This window comes from Pseudolysinimonas sp., assembly GCF_044239695.1.
Lineage (GTDB): Bacteria > Actinomycetota > Actinomycetes > Actinomycetales > Microbacteriaceae > Pseudolysinimonas_A.
On sequence record NZ_JBIIAW010000021.1, the window covers coordinates 19,464 to 35,186 of the forward strand.

16 protein-coding genes and 2 tRNA genes are annotated in these 15,723 nt (G+C 66.4%); 12 read left to right on the forward strand and 6 right to left on the reverse strand.

Annotation, left to right across the window (positions count from 1 at the left end):
• Positions 1-863 precede the first annotated feature (863 nt).
• From ACILQS_RS05200 to ACILQS_RS05215, 4 genes are all read left to right on the forward strand, one after another.
• A complete protein-coding gene (locus tag ACILQS_RS05200; RefSeq protein WP_395639048.1) occupies positions 864-1,331 on the forward strand; it encodes a peptidase inhibitor family I36 protein in 468 nt (155 codons plus the stop codon).
• A gap of 74 nt (positions 1,332-1,405) precedes the next feature.
• Positions 1,406-2,230: a hypothetical protein gene (locus ACILQS_RS05205; RefSeq protein WP_395639049.1), complete on the forward strand. Its 825-nt coding sequence runs from the start codon at positions 1,406-1,408 to the stop codon at positions 2,228-2,230.
• Positions 2,231-3,355, forward strand: a complete 1,125-nt coding sequence (locus ACILQS_RS05210) for a hypothetical protein (RefSeq protein WP_395639050.1) — start codon at positions 2,231-2,233, stop codon at positions 3,353-3,355. It begins immediately after the preceding gene.
• A gap of 3 nt (positions 3,356-3,358) precedes the next feature.
• A complete protein-coding gene (locus ACILQS_RS05215) occupies positions 3,359-5,260 on the forward strand; it encodes an ATP-binding cassette domain-containing protein (protein WP_395639051.1) in 1,902 nt (633 codons plus the stop codon).
• Positions 5,261-5,556: 296 nt separating this feature from the next.
• On the opposite strand, the gene ACILQS_RS05220 is transcribed toward ACILQS_RS05215, so the two are convergent.
• The 5 genes from ACILQS_RS05220 to ACILQS_RS05240 form a co-directional block, all read right to left on the reverse strand.
• Positions 5,557-5,630: transfer RNA gene (locus ACILQS_RS05220), tRNA-Gly, on the reverse strand.
• 17 nt (positions 5,631-5,647) lie between these two features.
• Positions 5,648-6,154: a hypothetical protein gene (locus ACILQS_RS05225; RefSeq protein WP_395639052.1), complete on the reverse strand. Its 507-nt coding sequence runs from the start codon at positions 6,152-6,154 to the stop codon at positions 5,648-5,650.
• 73 nt (positions 6,155-6,227) lie between these two features.
• Positions 6,228-6,425 (reverse strand): hypothetical protein, encoded by a 198-nt coding sequence (locus tag ACILQS_RS05230; protein WP_395639053.1) that lies wholly within the window; start codon positions 6,423-6,425, stop codon positions 6,228-6,230.
• A 49-nt stretch (positions 6,426-6,474) separates the two neighbouring features.
• Positions 6,475-7,833 (reverse strand): D-alanyl-D-alanine carboxypeptidase family protein, encoded by a 1,359-nt coding sequence (locus ACILQS_RS05235; RefSeq protein WP_395639054.1) that lies wholly within the window; start codon positions 7,831-7,833, stop codon positions 6,475-6,477.
• A 64-nt stretch (positions 7,834-7,897) separates the two neighbouring features.
• Entirely contained in the window at positions 7,898-8,731 is an 834-nt protein-coding gene (locus ACILQS_RS05240) for an NAD(P)/FAD-dependent oxidoreductase (protein WP_395639055.1), read from the reverse strand.
• 60 nt (positions 8,732-8,791) lie between these two features.
• Here ACILQS_RS05240 and ACILQS_RS05245 point away from each other — a divergent pair, with 60 nt between their 5' ends.
• From ACILQS_RS05245 to ACILQS_RS05270, 6 genes are all read left to right on the forward strand, one after another.
• Entirely contained in the window at positions 8,792-9,223 is a 432-nt protein-coding gene (locus ACILQS_RS05245; RefSeq protein ID WP_395639056.1) for a MerR family transcriptional regulator, read from the forward strand.
• Entirely contained in the window at positions 9,220-9,648 is a 429-nt protein-coding gene (locus ACILQS_RS05250; protein ID WP_395639057.1) for a hypothetical protein, read from the forward strand. The genes ACILQS_RS05245 and ACILQS_RS05250 overlap by 4 nt, the downstream gene beginning before the upstream one ends.
• A gap of 86 nt (positions 9,649-9,734) precedes the next feature.
• Positions 9,735-11,102 (forward strand): DUF222 domain-containing protein, encoded by a 1,368-nt coding sequence (locus ACILQS_RS05255; protein WP_395639063.1) that lies wholly within the window; start codon positions 9,735-9,737, stop codon positions 11,100-11,102.
• A 144-nt stretch (positions 11,103-11,246) separates the two neighbouring features.
• Positions 11,247-11,320 (forward strand) — tRNA-Pro (locus tag ACILQS_RS05260).
• Positions 11,321-11,364: 44 nt separating this feature from the next.
• The gene (gene tig / locus ACILQS_RS05265; RefSeq protein WP_395639058.1) at positions 11,365-12,777 is read left to right on the forward strand and encodes a trigger factor; all 1,413 of its coding nucleotides are present in this window, start codon (positions 11,365-11,367) and stop codon (positions 12,775-12,777) included.
• 164 nt (positions 12,778-12,941) lie between these two features.
• Positions 12,942-13,454 (forward strand): DUF1697 domain-containing protein, encoded by a 513-nt coding sequence (locus ACILQS_RS05270; RefSeq protein ID WP_395639059.1) that lies wholly within the window; start codon positions 12,942-12,944, stop codon positions 13,452-13,454.
• 10 nt (positions 13,455-13,464) lie between these two features.
• Here ACILQS_RS05270 and ACILQS_RS05275 read toward each other — a convergent pair whose 3' ends face one another.
• Entirely contained in the window at positions 13,465-14,253 is a 789-nt protein-coding gene (locus tag ACILQS_RS05275) for an SDR family NAD(P)-dependent oxidoreductase (RefSeq protein WP_395639060.1), read from the reverse strand.
• Positions 14,254-14,368: 115 nt separating this feature from the next.
• On the opposite strand from ACILQS_RS05275, the gene ACILQS_RS05280 reads away from it, so the two are divergent.
• Positions 14,369-14,950: an ATP-dependent Clp protease proteolytic subunit gene (locus ACILQS_RS05280; protein ID WP_395639061.1), complete on the forward strand. Its 582-nt coding sequence runs from the start codon at positions 14,369-14,371 to the stop codon at positions 14,948-14,950.
• A 10-nt stretch (positions 14,951-14,960) separates the two neighbouring features.
• Complete coding sequence (locus ACILQS_RS05285) at positions 14,961-15,638, forward strand: ATP-dependent Clp protease proteolytic subunit (RefSeq protein WP_395639062.1); 678 nt, start codon at positions 14,961-14,963, stop codon at positions 15,636-15,638.
• Positions 15,639-15,723 lie beyond the last annotated feature (85 nt).

A 15,723-nucleotide genomic window follows, 5' to 3' on the forward strand; every position in this document is an offset into this window, starting at 1 on the left:
GATTCCGCTCCTTGCTGAGGCGGTCGTCTAGCGCTCGAAGCTCGCTGGGACAGAAGGGCTGTTTGGAGGACCTAGCGGAGACGCTCTGGAACGAGGGTGCCGCTCTGTCGGCGCTCTGGAGAGGACGCGCCAGCCCGTGGTGCTCAATCACTTACGCGGCGCGGGTGTCGTCCTCAGACGCAGGGGTGAGGTTCCCCTGCGAGATCAGCCCTCGAAGGGCTCGCTCGGGGCAGGCCGTCGACATGAAACCCGACCTGGTCGGCGTACTCCGTGTCGAGCCAGTTCTGCCGTTGGCCTTGCCACTTCCTCGACGTGCCAAGGCCCCGGGTGTCGCCTGCGTCTGGCTCGTGGCCGAGCGCCTTGGCAGCTAGCGAGACGTCTCGATCAAGACTGTGAGCGGCTCAGCTCAGGTCATTCGGAATCCACGTTGCCTCGCATCAGGAACGGTCCGAGTTGGCGTGCCAGTCAAATTGTCGCTCGGTCCAGACCATTGCAACCGCAGGGACAGCAGCATGCTGGCGCCTCGTCATTGCGGTCGTCCCGCTCGACTTGCTTGGTCGCCTCAACGAGTTGGGGATAGCGGAAGTCGTTGACCATTCCGGCGTTGAACTGTTTCCTCCCCCTACCCCCCCGGTCGATCCGCGTCGGTCACCATGTCGGAGATGCCGGCGCATCACGTCTCGGCCTTCGGGCGAGAAGATGTCGGCGACGGTTGCTTGAATCGAAGGAGTTGCCGTCGCTATGCTCGCGACCAAGAGAACGAAGTTGAGTCGTCCTCGATGCGAGTTCAGCTGTGTTCTCTCTCGAGAGCGCTGTTCATCTGATCAGGGTTCAGAATCTCAAAGTGATGGGAGCAAGAAAGAATGAACAAACAAGATTTCGGGAGAAAGTCCAAAGTCCGCAAGTTCGTCGCATCGGCGGCCGCTGCCGTCGGATTGACGCTTACCGCGCTCCTGGGACTTGCTACACCCGCGAACGCAGACGGGCTTTCTTCATGCCCGACCTCGTACACGTGCGTTTGGGAAGACCTCAATTACGAGACCAACGGGAACTACCTTGGTCGGGTCAGCGTCTACTACTACATTCCCAATCTCTGGCAATGGGACTACGACGGAACTTCGGTGAATGCCAATGATTCTGTTACGTCGGTATACAACAAGGCGAACACCGAGTCTGCTGCCTACTACAAGAACAGCCTCGCGGGCGGTTCTTACTTCATCTTTGTGGCCGGCCAGAAGGATGGAGACCTAAGCAACGGAAGCCCGAGCGGTAGCTTCAACGACCAACTGTCGTCGATCTACTACTGCTCCCAGACGTCCGTCGGCTGCTGATGTCTGCGCGTCGGGCTGGGTACACGCCGACTATCTCGTCGCGGCTGAGCGCGAGTTTGGTCGGAGCGTTGACGGTGAGCATCACTCTCATCGGTTGCACCGCCGAGCCCGACGCGCGGATCCAACTCCCAGAGCAGAACATCGACTCGTGGGTAATGCCTCTCGATGACTTCAAGTGGGTGGGAATCGCTCGATCGGGATACGCCGAACTTGTTCTCATTGGACCGTGCATGACAGACGCTGGACTTCCTTGGGATCTTCCGCCGTGGGAGGAGCGTCAGCCTTCAGAGTCCTTCAATGCAGCAATGATAAAGCTCAACAACGAGGAATTGTCATCGAGGTGGGGGTATCATCTCGCCCCAACCGCCCCCACGGTCCACGCCGCGGAATGGACATCTCTTGACGAAAGTCTGACCGCGCTCAATCCGGATGATTACGCAATTTTCGAGGGTTGCCGGGAGGCGGCGCGCGAAGTGCTCCCAATCGTCTCCAACCTTTCCAATTTTGCGACCTCGCTCGAGTTCACTGCTTACGATGAAGCGGCTGAATCCGACGAGGTCGAGGCGGCCAGCGAGCGTTGGGCCGAGTGTATGGCCCCGCTGGGAATTGCCGACCTGCCAAAGTCTCCTGAGGAAATGCCGAGCATGTCCATGATCGCCGCATTCGACCTATCTGATCCGAACAGCCAGGTAACAGGCGAGGAGCGCTCGGCAGCCGTCGCAGATTCGGCTTGCCGTCGATCTAGCGGCTACCGGGAGGTCTTTTACAAAGCGGTCTGGGACGCTCAGGTAGAATTGCTCGAGGAGAACAGCGACACCTTGTTTAGAAATCGGGAACTCCTCGAGGAGCACTACGATCAGGTCACGGAGATCATGACCCAGTACGTGAGCAACAACTGAATGGCCCTTGAGAGATCAGATCCGCATGATCGGACGACGGCTGAGGGGATAAGACAGGCCCGTTGGTATCGGAGGCCTGTCGTTGTCGTAGTCGCGGTGCTGGCAATGCTCGCGCTCGCGTGCGCTGGTGGTTGGGCGTTGGCGGAGGCCTTCGAATCGCCCGAACAACGCGCGGCAGAAGCTTCTGCCCCGCCACCGACAGCGATCACCGTCCAGGTGCGCGAAGGTCAACTTGCCAGCACAGTGAACGTTCGCACAACGCTAGGTCTCGCCAATGAGTCGGTTCTGAAGGTCACAAAGGTCGTGACAGCAACCCCATTGGCCGTCGGCGCGGACGTCACATCCGGCGCTGTGGTGTTGGAGGCTGAGGGCCAACCGATCTTCGCCCTGGCTGGGAGCTTTCCTTTCTATCGGGACCTAACTACCAACGCGACCGGCCCGGATGTCGAACAGCTCCAATCCGCTCTACGCGACTCCGGTTTTGAGGTTCCCGACACCGGGAGGTACGACTGGTCCACAATCGTCGCCGTGAAGGGTCTTTACGATCGCTCCGGCTACGGCGGTGGCGTCGATGGACGAACCTTCGGCGCAGGCGCTGCCATCGTTGTTGGCTTCCCGGCGAGACTCGAAGGCGCGCCGGCGGTGGGAGCTGTGAGTGAAGGGTCAGATGAGGTGCGCATCTCATTCGGTTCAATCTCCGCGGTGGGTCCTCTCCCGAGCGAGATGCAATCCCTGATTGCGCCGGGCCTCACGGCATCGCTCACACTCGATACCGGGGAGTCCATCGTCGCTGTGGTTGCGGAAGTGCGGCCTCCGGAGTCAGACGGTGGGAACGCCGCCGTGATGTTCGATCTCCAGAACTCTGACGGGACGCCGCTCACGTCTGATCTAGTGGGGACGGGCGGGATCGCAGCGATCACGCTAACTAAAGTGGCAGAGGATGCGTTGCTGGTACCGAGCGCGGCTGTCGCCCACGGCCAAGATGGTGGTGCTTTCGTGCTCAAGAGGCTTCCAGATGGTTCTTTCCTTGAGGTGAGGGTTCGAGAGCTGGGCGAGCTTGATGGCGTTACGGCAGTTGAACACCAGGATGACCTCAAAGTCGGCGACATTATTCGTGCGGGGTAGCCGGTGCCCACCCTGAGATTCGAGGATGTCACCAAACGATACCCGCAGTCCTTGGATGGACCAGCGTTGGAATCTGTATCGCTGGAGATTCATCAGGGTGAGTACATTTCGATCACAGGGCCTTCCGGCGGCGGAAAGACCACTCTGCTCAATGTACTCGGACTACTCGATACCTTCGATCAAGGCTCCTATCAGATTGATGGGCGTGAGATTAGCGATGTCGCTCACCACGAGAGGGCCGTTATCCGAAGTTCGACTTTTGGGTTCGTCTTTCAGAATTTCTATTTGCTTGATCGGCGGCCAGCCTTCAGAAGTGCCGAGCTCGGCCTTCTCTACCGAAAGACACCTCTCGCGGAGAGGCGGGCACTAGCCAGTAGGGCGCTGGAATCTGTCGGCCTTGCGAGTTTTGCGGGACAGACGGCAAATACATTGTCTGGCGGGCAACGTCAGCGCGTCGCCATCGCGAGAGCATTGGCCGGCGCTGCGCCGGTCATACTCGCTGACGAACCCACAGGAAACCTTGACACCGAAAGCAGCGAGATCGTCATCCGCGAGCTTGAGCGGGCCAACGAGCGGGGCGCGACGCTTATCCTGGTGACTCACGACCCAAGCCTTGCGAGCCGCGCCAATCGACACCTCAGCGTCGTGGATGGGCACCTGTCCGAGCTCGCGACACCGGCCCGGCCGCGTACTGAACCGCACGAGCGGCGTGAAGAAAAGGTCCAAAGCTCTCGACACGCTTCCAAACTGGCTGTTCGCGATGCCTTACTCGATGCTTTCGAGTCGATCGTTTCGAGGCCAGTCCGGGCCTTATCCCTGATAGCGGCCGTGGCGCTAGGGATCGGCTTGGCCGTCGCGACCGTAGGGATCTCCCTCTCGGCCAGCGCTCAAGTCTCCGAGGATTTCGATGCGCACCTGAATAGAGATGTTTCCGTCACCTGGGTGAGCGACACAGGCGATCCGAACCTCGCTTCTGACGAGGTCCGTCTCAAGCAGCTCGCGTTGCTTAGCGGCGTGGACGCAGTGGGCCTGCTAGAGCACCTTGGGAACCGAGACGCGCAGGTGAGCCCGGCGCGTTCCGAGTACTCGATCAACTGTTTTGCCATGACCGATGAGCTTCTTGCCGCTGCTCGAATCTCGGTCAGGTGGTCGCCGGGCCAGCCGGAGGGGCAGGTCGGGCTCGGAGAAGCTCTTCTCGGTGCGAATCTGGCCGCGCAGCTTGATATTGGCCCTCTCGAGGCCCGTCCGACGATTCTTGTCAGCGGGAGGAGGTATACCGTGGTCGGAATAGTCGAAAAGTCGCCTCGCATCCCTGACCTTGCGGGAGCGCTTCTTGTCCAACGTGGCGACATGGCGCGAATAGCTACAACCCCTACTGAGTCGGTCATTATCCTCACGCTCCCAGGGGCAGCCCAGCAAGTTGCTCGCCAAGTCCCGCTAGTGGTGGATCCGTACCACCCTGAAGCGCTAACAGTGACAGCGCCCATCGATCCGGCGGGGTTACGCGCTGAGGTCGAAGGCAGTATTCAGGTTGCGCTTGTTCTCCTTACAGTGGTCGCCTTGGCTGGGGCAGTCGCGGGCTTGTCGAACTCGATGCTTCTTTCCGTCGGAGAGCGCCGGCAAGAGATAGGTCTCCGGAGTGCGCTCGGAGCCAGACCGGTGCATTCCGGTCTACTATTTCTTCTCGAATCGGTTTTGGTGGGATTGCTTGGCGGGCTGTTCGGATTGACGCTGGGGCTCCTTACAACCCTTGTCGCGACGATCGTCATGGGATGGTCACCTCTGTTCGACTTTCGTCTCGCGTTCGTCGCGGTTGCCGGAGGCGTTGTCGTTGGCGCGATCGCCGGCATCGTAGCGTCCGCTCGCGCAGCCCGCATCAGTCCCGCGAATGCGCTGCGACTGTAGGGCAGCGACATAGCGGCGGCTCAGATCGCATCGGCCTCGTTCAGCGTGCCTGGAAGCTTGCTTACGGACACGACGAAGGCCCACTCTCAAGAGGGCGTCGGTCCGCGCTGCCGCGCCTGCCGCTTCCAGTGCACATTTGCGTCGGAGCCGGACTCAGCGCGCAAGACGTTCAACCTGGCGTTCTTCGAGCGGGATCGTCGTGTGGAGTAGCGAGGAAGGAGTTGAGGCGGAAGGAATCCTGGCGACACAGCTCCGCCTCATTGCGAAGCATGGGTGGAGTTCCAGTATGGACGCTATGGAGGGGATGACGGGAATCGAACCCGCGTAATCAGTTTGGAAGACTGAGGCTCTACCATTGAGCTACATCCCCGTGATGCGCCCCCGAGTCTAACCGGAGTCGCCGCGGGGTTTTTCCGTGGTGGCGGCGAGGCGGCGGGTGAGCCGTTCGGCGATGAGCAGCGGCACGATCGCGACGACGCCGAACGAGATGTCGATGAGCATCCACCCCCACGGGATGCCGCGGATCGTGCCGGCGATGAGGGCAAGCGGGACGATGCCGGCGCACATGATCATGCCCCAGCGGATCACCCACACGTTCCGCACGGGGTCGCGCAGGGGTCCGATGAAGGCGACGGCGATCGCGAGGTGGGCGAAGGCGAGCCAGTCGGTGCCGTAGGCGAGGAATGGGTACTGCTCGCCGGTGGCTTGCAGGGCGACGTGCACCCGGTCGATCCACTCCACGAGTGCCGGCAGCAGGTCGACGGCCGGAGAGGAGTGCAGGAAGGACGAGACGACGCCGACCTCCCACTCGAGCGGGAACGCGGTGACGCCGCTGATCACCAGTCCGGCGATGACGACGGCGAGCAGGATCCTGATCCACCGGAGGGTCGGCACACCTCCATCCTGCCGTCGCTGCGCTCACTCTGACGGCCGGGGGTGGGTTTCGATGCACCGCCTTCGGCGGCACTCAACCCGCGGGGGTGTCGAGGTCCATGTGCGGCGGGCCGGGGCGCACGGCGGCGGTGTCGGCGACGTCGATGCGGGTCGCGCCGTCGGCTCCCTCGCTCAGCGTGATGCGCGGGGCGGCGTCGGCGGGAACCGATCCGCCCGCTCGCAGCAGCTCTTCGCGGCGGGCCTCGGGGTCGACGAGTTCTTCGGGAGTCATCCTCTGACCATGCGCCGACGATGCGTGCGCGGCAAGGGGTTGCGCACCGCTACCCGCCGAGCTCGAACGGGTGGGTGAGGCGCCACCACGCGTCGGGAGGCCGGATGCTGCCGTCGAGCACGAGCGGCACCTCGAGGGTCTCGGTGCCGACCGTCCAGGTGACGGTGCCGACCTCGTCGCCGTCGTCGCCCGTCGTCAACGGGTCGACCTCGAACGCCACGGTGATCGGAGTGTCCGACCAGGTGAGGACCGACGCGCCGTCGCCGAGCCGGATGCCGGCCGACTCGCCCCACGCGGTCGTGTAGGTGCCGACCTGGTCACCTTGCTCGCCGAGCACCACCGTGTGGAAGCCCTCGCGGATGCTCGCCAGCAGGGCCCGCACGTCGCGGTTGAGTGCGTCGTCGGCGACGTGCCCCATGACGACGCCGATCAGCTGCAGCGGCTGCTCGGTTCCCACGGGGAGGGTCGCGGAGAACAGCAGGTTGGCGCCGTATTCCTCGAGGGTGCCCGTCTTGATGCCGGTGATCCCGTCGACCCCGAGGAGTTCGTTGGTGTTGGTTCCGCCCGGCGGGATGACCGGCACGTCGAGCGTCGGCGTTCCGACGATCTGGGCGATCACCGGGTTCGCGGCCACGATTCTGCCCAGCGCGATGAGGTCGGCCGGCGTGCTGACGTTGCGCGGGTCGATGCCGGTCGGTTCGACGATGGTCGTGCCGGCGAGGCCGTTCGCCGCGAGCCAGTCGCGGGTCGCGCTGAGGAACGCGCCCTGCGACCCGTAGGCCCAGGTCGACACCACTTCGGCGTAGTTCGATGCGGAGATGATCAGCATCGCCTCGAGGGCGTCGCGCTCCGACATCGAGGCGCCCACCGTCATCCGGGCGATCGTCGCCCCCAGCAGGTAGTACTTGTCGTACAGCGCGTTCTGCGCCGTCGTGAAGGTGATCGTCGGGCCCGGGTCGTCGACGCCGGCCAGCGGCTTCGCCTCGAGGATCACGAGCGCGGTGATCACCTTGGTGATGCTCGCCATCGGCTGCGGGCCGGCGTCGCCTGCGGACATCCAGATGCCGCTCGCCTCCGGCCCGAGATACTCGTCGGCACCGGAGACGCTCAGCGCGAATGCGCCGCCGGGAATCGCGATCTGCGCGGCGGCGGGGACGTCCACCGCGGGCGCGGCGGCGTCGAGCGTGGCGTTGCCGATCGGGGCGGTGAGGGCGTAGGCGCTGTAGCCGCCGAGCAGGGATGCGATGACGAGCCCGACGATGCCGGCGACCAGGCCGCGGCGACGCCGCCGACGTCGGCGCCTCACCGGGTCGACCGGAGCCGGGGGTGGCTCGTCGCGCGGTGGTTCGTAGCGCATCAGCTCGGTGAGCCGCGAGACGCCGTCGGTCGGTCCCTGATCCGCCCGCATGCTGACCCCCTGTCGAGTCGAACAATCCCTGAGCCTTCATCATGGCTCACGGACCCGGCTCCCGTCAGGTGTGGGCGAGCGCGTCGGCGGCGACGGTCGCGCCCGCCATCATCCCCGCGGCGATCGCGGCGGCGATCGACTGCATCGCACCGGGCAGCTCGCGCAGGTGCGCCGTGTCGCCCGCCGCGTAGACGCCGGGGCGACTCGTGCGGCCCATCGGGTCGATGAGAACGCCGCCGCTCGCGCCGACCTCGAGCCCGAGTGCGGCCACCAGGGGAGAGGCGCGCACCGTCGAGGAGGCGAAGAGGCCGTCGACATCCACGGTGCTTCCGTCGGCGAGGGTGAGCCGCAGCCCGTCGCCGTGCTCGTCGATGCGCTCCACGCCGTCGACCGGCACCAGGTCGGAACTGATCGGCCGCAGCAGCCCGCCGAGGTGGGCGAGCCGCGCGGGGTCGGAAGCCAGGATGCCGATGCGCCGCCCGGCGAACTCGTGGCCGTGGCAGAACGGGCAGTGCGCGACGCGGCGACCCCACTGCTCGGCGAGTCCCGGGATGTCGGCGAGCTCATCGGTAACCCCGGTGGCGAGAACGACCGCCCGGGTGGACTCGGATTGCCCGTCGGCGAAGACGACCTCGAAGGCGCCGGCGTCGCCGCGCACCTCGGCCACGGTTCCCCCCGCGTACTCGACGGTGGCGTAGCCGGCGAGGTCCCGTCGGGCGGCGGCGCGCAGGTCGGCCGGCGGTGCCCCGTCGAAGCCGATGAGGTTGTGCAGATGCTCGGTGGGCGCGTTGCGGTAGCTCCCCGAGTCGACGACCAGCACCGAGCGATGGATGCGGCCGAGGGTGAGGGCGGCCTGCAGTCCGGCCGGGCCGCCGCCGATGATGATCGCGTCGTACATGGTGTCTCCTTCGTGGTGCGCCTTCTTGCGTTCGACGCCATCCTGTGACTTCATGTCGACATGAAGTCAAGCTCGTGGTCGATCGGTGACACCGCCGCCCGCTTCGCCCTGCCGACGCACGTGCTGCGCCACTGGGAAGACGTCGGACTCCTCGCCCCGGCGCGCGACTCCGGCGGGCGTCGGCGCTACACGGATGCCGACGTCGTGCGGGTCGCCGTCATCGTGCGCAGCAAAGCGGCGGGCATGGCGCTCGACCAGATCCGCGTGCTGCTCGACGAGGAAGCCCTGGAACGGCACGCGATCCTCGAAGCCCACCTCGCCGAACTGGATGCCCGCATGCGCGAACTCGCCAGCGCCCGCGCGATGACCGCCCACGCCTTCGAGTGCGACCAGCACGACATCACCACCTGCCCGAACTTCGTCGCCACCGTCGCCGACCTGCTCGACGGAGGCACCTGGCCGAGCGACGTGAGCAATAGGGTCGGAGCGTGACCTTCCCTGTCGCCCCGCCACCCGCGCCGCAGGATCCGGTGTTCGCGCCGGCACCCGCGCCGGTTCCGCGCGCCCCGCGCCGGCCGATCTTCGGCTGGATCGCGTTCGGCCTGATCCTGCTCGCCGCGCTCGCCGCCGGCGGCATCGTCATCTACGCCTACATGCAGACGCAGGATGCCTTCATCCAGGGTCCGCCGTGGTGGGCGCTCACGTCGCAGTTGGCGGCGCTGCCGGTCGGCATCCTCTGCTTCCTCGGGCTCGTGCTCGGCATCGTCGGCGCCGCCCGTCGCGAGAAGCCGGGCTGGCCGGCCATCACGGCGATGATCTTCTCGCTGCCCGGATTCGGCTACGTCGCCTTCGCGGCCTTCGTCTGGTTCACCGTCACGACGGCCTGCGCCAGCCCGCCGGGAGCCTGCGGAATCTGAGGCTTGTGTCGAACATATGTTCGATTAGACTGGGCTTGCTCGTGCCGAGCGTTTCCCACTTCTAGCGAAGGTAAACCGGCGTGAGCATGCCCGAGATGACGACGATCGAGGTTCCCGACCTCTCGTCGCTGCGTGCTGCCGGCTGGGCCGGGGTGTCCGATCTGCGGCTGTTCGAACTGCTCGACGCGTACGCGGCGGCGGCTCGCCTGGTGGATGTCGGAACCGCGGCGATCTCCGCCGAAGTCGGCCGTCGGTCGAGCCGCGAGCTCGGCTACGACGGTCTCGCCCAGCGCACCGGTGACCGCACGCCCGACGCTCTCGTCGCGCGGGTGACCGGCACGTCGGCCCCCGAGGCGCGGCAGTTCGTCGCCGCGGGGCGCCTCCTCGACGCTCCCGCGCCCTGGCTGACGGATGTCGCGGCCGGGCTCGACGCGGGCGACCTGTCGGTGGCGGGGGCCGACGCGATCGCGCGCGGGCTGGGAGACCCCGGGGCGCAGGTGAGTTCCGACGACCTGCTCGACGCGGCGAAGAAGCTTGTCGGCGAGAGTGCCCGCCTCACACCCGAGAAGCTCGCGCGTCGGGCGCGGGACCTGCGCGACGAACTGGATGCCGCCGGCGTCATCGACCGTGAAGCGGCTCTGCGCGAGAAGCGGTTCCTGCGCCTCACTCCTCTTTCCGACGGCATGACCCGCGTATTCGGCATGCTCGACCCGGAGTCGGCGGCCCTCGTCTCCGACGCCATCGACTGCGTCGTCTCACCTCGGCGCGGCGGGCCGCGGTTCATCGACCCCGACGAGGTGGCGCGAGCCGACGCGATCATCGCCGACGAGCGCACGATCGAGCAGCACACCCTCGACGCTCTCGTCGACATGGTGCGCATCGCGGGGGCGGCCGACACAGGCACGGTCTTCGGAGTGCGCAAGCCGGGCGTGCGCGTCATCGTCGACGCCCGCGACCTGGAACGCGGCACCGGGGTGGCCCGCCTCGAAGGGCAGACGGCCGCGGTATCGGTGCAGACCGCGGAGCGGGTCGCCTGTGCGACCGGATACCTCCCGGTCATCGTTCAGCGCCGCGGGGTTCTCGACGTCGGCGTGGCTCAACGGTTCTTCACCGAGAAGCAGCGCATCGCGTTCGCCGTCACCTGGGGCGGGTGCGCCGTCGAGGGATGCTCCCGGCCCCCCGCCGAAACCGAAGCGCATCACCTCGACCCCTGGTCGACCGGCGGCCCGACCGACATCGACAACGGCATCCTGCTCTGCAAGCACCATCACCTGCTGCTGCACAACAACGCGTGGACGATCCACCGCCCCGACCCTCAGACACCCGGCGCCCGAAACCAGGGCGGCGGCTGGATGCTGGTGCCGCCCGGCGGGTGGAATGCCGGGGGAGTCGTGAAGCCCGTCCGGTTGGTGCGCAAAGGGCTTGTGTCGGCGGAGTTCCTGGCGAAACGCTGAGTTCGCGAGGGCGGGAGAGCTCCGCCCAGGCGCTGGGCCGCACGGCGAGATGCACGGTGAGATCCGAGGTGTTCGAGGGCGGTCGCAGACACCCGGCATCCTCAGCGTTCTTCTCCCGTAGACTGTGCCGGGCCGTTTCTGCCTCGGGGCGTAGCTCAGCTTGGTAGAGCGCCCGCTTTGGGAGCGGGAGGTCGCAGGTTCGAATCCTGTCGCCCCGACCGCATCCTCTTCACCCTTCATCCACACCAGGAGACGTATTCCCATGGTCACCACGACCGTCGAGCGCCTGTCGCCCACCCGCGTGAAGCTGAACATCACCGTGACGCCGGAGGAGCTCAAGCCGAGCATCACCCACGCGTACCAGCACATCGCCGAGTCGGTGAACATCCCCGGCTTCCGCAAGGGCAAGGTGCCGCCGCCCATCATCGACCAGCGCGTCGGCCGTGGCGAGGTCATCAGCCACGCCGTCAACGAGGGCCTCGACAAGTTCTACCGCGACGCCGCGCGCGACGAGAACCTCAAGCCGCTCGGCCGCCCGTCGGCCGACATCGTCGCGCTGCCGAACGAGAAGGACTTCTCGGGCGACCTGCAGATCACGGTCGAGGTCGACGTGCGTCCGGAGTTCGCCCTCCCGAAGTACGACGGCCTGAAGCTCGAGGTCGAGCCGATCGCCGTCACCCCCGACGAGGTCGAGACCGAGCTCGAGAACCTGCGCAGCCGCTTCGGCACGCTCGTCACCGTCGACCGCCCGGCCAAGACCGGCGACTTCGTCACCCTCGACCTCACCGCCAAGATCGGTGACGAAGAGGTCGACACCGCGAGCAACGTCTCCTACGAGCTCGGGTCGGGTGAGCTGATCGAGGGCATCGACGAGGCTCTTGACACCCTCACCGCCGGCGAGTCGACCAACTTCGAGTCCGACCTGCTCGGCGGCGACCACGAGGGCGAGAAGGCGCAGATCGCCGTCACGCTGCTCTCGGTCAAGGAGCGCGAACTGCCCGAAGCCGACGACGAGTTCGCCCAGATCGCCTCCCAGTTCGACACGATCGGCGAACTGCGCGCCGACCTGCGGGCCCAGCTCGAGAAGAGCAAGGAGTTCCAGCAGTCGATCGAGGCGCGCGACAAGATCGTCGACACCCTGCTCGAGAAGCTCGAACTGCCGGTGCCCCAGCAGCTCATCGACGACGAGGTGCACCGCCACCTCGAGAACGAGAACCGCCTCGAAGACGACGAGCACCGCAAGGAGGTCTCGGAGTCGAGCGAGAAGACCTTCCGTTCGCAGATCCTGCTCGACTCGATCGCCGAAGCCGAAGAGGTCAAGGTCGGCCAGAACGAGCTCACCTCCTACGTCGTGCAGGCGAGCCAGCAATACGGCATGGAGCCGGGCGAGTTCGTGAAGATCCTCGACCAGAACGGGCAGCTGCCCGGCGTCGTCGGCGAGATCGCGCGCTCGAAGGCCCTGGCCATCGTGCTGAGCAAGGCCAAGGTCGTCGACACCAAGGGCAAGGCCGTGGATGTCGCCCCGTTCGTCGAGCGCATGCTCGGCACGGGTGAGGATGCCGGCGCCTTCGTCGACGCCGACGACCACGAGGGTCACGACCACGCTGCCCCGTCGGGCAAGGACGCACACGGCCGCAAGCCGGGCAACGAGCACTACGGTCACGACCACAAGTAATCGCACGTCTCACGAAGCCCCGGTCCCATGTGGACCGGGGCTTCGTCTTTTCTGTCGTCCCCTCGCGTTCCTAACTCTCGGGAATCCGAGGGGATGTCGATGAGACATCGACGAGGTCGCTCGGTTCCGAGAGTTGGGAACACCGGACGTGGCATCCTGACCGCATGACGCGGTACGTGGCGCTGTTACGCGGGGTGAACGTCGGCGGCGTGACCGTGAAGATGGCCGACCTCGCCGAGGTGGTGCGCGGACTCGGCTACGACGACGTGACGACGGTGCTCGCGAGCGGCAACGTGCTGTTCACGACGCCGGATGCCGCCGCGACAGCGAAACAGCGGCTCGAGGCGGCGCTGCGCGAGCGCTTCGGGTACGAGGCGTGGGTGCACGTGTTGACGCACGATGCGGTGCGCGCGATTGCGGAGGCGTATCCGTTCGAGCGGTCGGCCGATCGGCACGCGTACGTCGTGTTCATCCTGAAACCGGAGTTGCTCGACCAGTTGCTCGAGGTGCCGCTCGACCCGGCGATCGAGCAGGCGGCGCGGGGCGACGGGGTGCTCTACTGGTCGACGCCGAAAGGCTCGACGCTCGACTCGGCGCTGGGCAAGGCGCAGGGCTCCGGCAGACACAAGCCGTGGCTGACGACCCGCAACCTCAACACCCTCGAGAAGCTGCGGTAGGTCCGACAGTTCAGGCGCCCGAGAGCCGCCCCGCGAGCGCGACGACGGTGCGGCGCGGCGCGAACCGTTCCGCCCAGGCGGCGACCTTGTTGCCGGTGCCCGAGATGACGCTGCCGGGGCCGTTCGGCTTGTCGAGCGTCTTCATCGCGAGCGCCACGACATCGGCCGGGGTCTGCCGCCGCGACCCGAACTGCTCGTCGTTGCCGGCGATCGCGAAGAAGTCGGTGCCGGTGGCGCCGGGGGAGAGGGCGAGCACTCGCAGCCCGCTGTGCCGGGCCTCGAACCAGAGCGCCTCGGTGAAGCTCAGCACGAACGCCTTCGTCGCGCCGTAGACCGCCATCTTCGGGATCGGCTGGTACGCGGCGACGCTCGCGACGGTGACGAGCGCCCCCGTCCCGGCGGCGAGCATCGACGGATAGAACTGCCGCACGACGTCGACGAGACCGGCGACGTTGAGCGCGATCTCCTCGGCGATGCGCTCGGGATCCTCGCTCTCGAACGTGCCGAAGGTGCCGAAGCCGGCGTTCGCGACCACCGTGTCGACGGTCACCCCGAGCCCCTCGATCGAGGCGGCGAGGGCGGCAGCGGGTCGCGGCTGGGCGAGATCGGCCGGGATGACGTGCACCGTCGAGTCGTGGGCATCCCGCAGCTCCGCGGCCAACTGCTCGAGCTTGTCGGCGCGCCGGGCGACGAGCACGAGGTCGGCGCCGCGGGCGGCGAGTTGCCGGGCGAACTCCGCCCCGATGCCCGAGCTCGCGCCGGTGACGAGGGCGGTGGTGCCGCGGTGATCGAGAGTCATGGGTCGAGTCTGCACCCCGTGGCAACGCGTATCTGCCCAGGGCGAACATGGCAGTGGGCCCTGTCGAGTGCCAAGTAGATTCGACCTCGGAATCAAGCGAATGGAGCTTCCCCACATGGCCGACTCAGCATTCCCGCCGAGCGTCTTCGACCGCCTGCTCAAGGACCGCATCATCTGGCTCGGGTCGGAGGTGCGCGACGAGAACGCGAACGAGATCGCCGCCAAGCTCCTGCTGCTCGCCGCGGAGGACGACAGCAAGGACATCTACCTCTACATCAACAGCCCCGGCGGTTCGATCACCGCGGGTATGGCGATCTACGACACGATGCAGTTCGTGCCCAACGACATCGTCACCGTCGGCATCGGGATGGCGGCCTCCATGGGCCAGCTGCTGCTCACCGCCGGCACCAAGGGCAAGCGCTACATCACCCCGAACGCGCGCGTGCTGCTGCACCAGCCGCACGGCGGATTCGGCGGCACCTCGTCCGACATCCAGACCCAGGCCGCGCTCATCCTCGACATGAAGAAGCGCCTCGCCGAGATCACCGCCGCCCAGACCGGCAAGACCGTCGAGCAGGTCAACGCCGACGGCGACCGCGACCGCTGGTTCAGCGCCCAGGAAGCCCTCGAATACGGCTTCGTCGACCACATCCGCGAGTCTGCTGCCGACGTCGTCGGCGGCGGCGGCACCAAGTAAGGACGCCATCATGGAGACCCCCACCTTCGCCGCGGCCGGCAACGCTGTGCCGTTCAACACCATGCCGCAGTCGCGCTACATCCTCCCCAGCTTCGAGGAGCGCACCGCCTACGGCTTCAAGCGCCAGGACCCCTACGCGAAGCTCTTCGAGGACCGCATCATCTTCCTCGGCGTGCAGGTCGACGACGCCTCGGCGGATGACATCATGGCCCAGCTGCTCGTGCTCGAGTCGATGGACCCCGACCGCGACATCGTCATGTACATCAACAGCCCCGGTGGTTCGTTCACGGCCATGACGGCGATCTACGACACGATGCAGTACATCCGTCCGCAGGTCATGACGGTCGTGCTCGGTCAGGCCGCCTCGGCCGCCGCCGTGATCGCCGCCGCCGGCCAGCCCGGCAAGCGTCTCGCGCTGCCGAACGCCCGCATCCTCATCCACCAGCCCGCCGTCGGCGAGGCCGGACGGGGCCAGGCGTCCGACATCGAGATCCAGGCCGCCGAGGTGATGCGTCTGCGCACCTGGCTCGAGGAGACGCTGTCGAAGCACTCCAACAAGTCGGTCGACGAGGTCAACCGCGACATCGAGCGTGACAAGATCCTCTCGGCCGACGAGGCGCTCGCCTACGGCCTCATCGACCAGGTGCTCAGCAGTCGCAAGAACCTGCCGACCGCGCTGGTCAAGTAACCCGATCCCCGAGAACGGCCGCGACCCCGAGAGGGATCGCGGCCGTTCCGCGTTTCTACGCCTCGGGCGGAGGCTGACGCCGACC

Bases quoted from the DNA above. Each gene is read 5' to 3' on its own strand.
- ACILQS_RS05200 (WP_395639048.1), top strand. From the start codon at position 864: ATGAACAAACAAGATTTCGGGAGAAAGTCCAAAGTCCGCAAGTTCGTC.
- ACILQS_RS05210 (WP_395639050.1), top strand. From the start codon at position 2,231: ATGGCCCTTGAGAGATCAGATCCGCATGATCGGACGACGGCTGAGGGG.
- ACILQS_RS05230 (WP_395639053.1), bottom strand. From the start codon at position 6,425: ATGACTCCCGAAGAACTCGTCGACCCCGAGGCCCGCCGCGAAGAGCTG.
- ACILQS_RS05235 (WP_395639054.1), bottom strand. From the start codon at position 7,833: ATGCGGGCGGATCAGGGACCGACCGACGGCGTCTCGCGGCTCACCGAG.
- ACILQS_RS05240 (WP_395639055.1), bottom strand. From the start codon at position 8,731: ATGTACGACGCGATCATCATCGGCGGCGGCCCGGCCGGACTGCAGGCC.
- ACILQS_RS05245 (WP_395639056.1), top strand. From the start codon at position 8,792: ATGAAGTCAAGCTCGTGGTCGATCGGTGACACCGCCGCCCGCTTCGCC.
- ACILQS_RS05255 (WP_395639063.1), top strand. From the start codon at position 9,735: ATGCCCGAGATGACGACGATCGAGGTTCCCGACCTCTCGTCGCTGCGT.
- tig (WP_395639058.1), top strand. From the start codon at position 11,365: ATGGTCACCACGACCGTCGAGCGCCTGTCGCCCACCCGCGTGAAGCTG.
- ACILQS_RS05270 (WP_395639059.1), top strand. From the start codon at position 12,942: ATGACGCGGTACGTGGCGCTGTTACGCGGGGTGAACGTCGGCGGCGTG.
- ACILQS_RS05275 (WP_395639060.1), bottom strand. From the start codon at position 14,253: ATGACTCTCGATCACCGCGGCACCACCGCCCTCGTCACCGGCGCGAGC.
- ACILQS_RS05280 (WP_395639061.1), top strand. From the start codon at position 14,369: ATGGCCGACTCAGCATTCCCGCCGAGCGTCTTCGACCGCCTGCTCAAG.
- ACILQS_RS05285 (WP_395639062.1), top strand. From the start codon at position 14,961: ATGGAGACCCCCACCTTCGCCGCGGCCGGCAACGCTGTGCCGTTCAAC.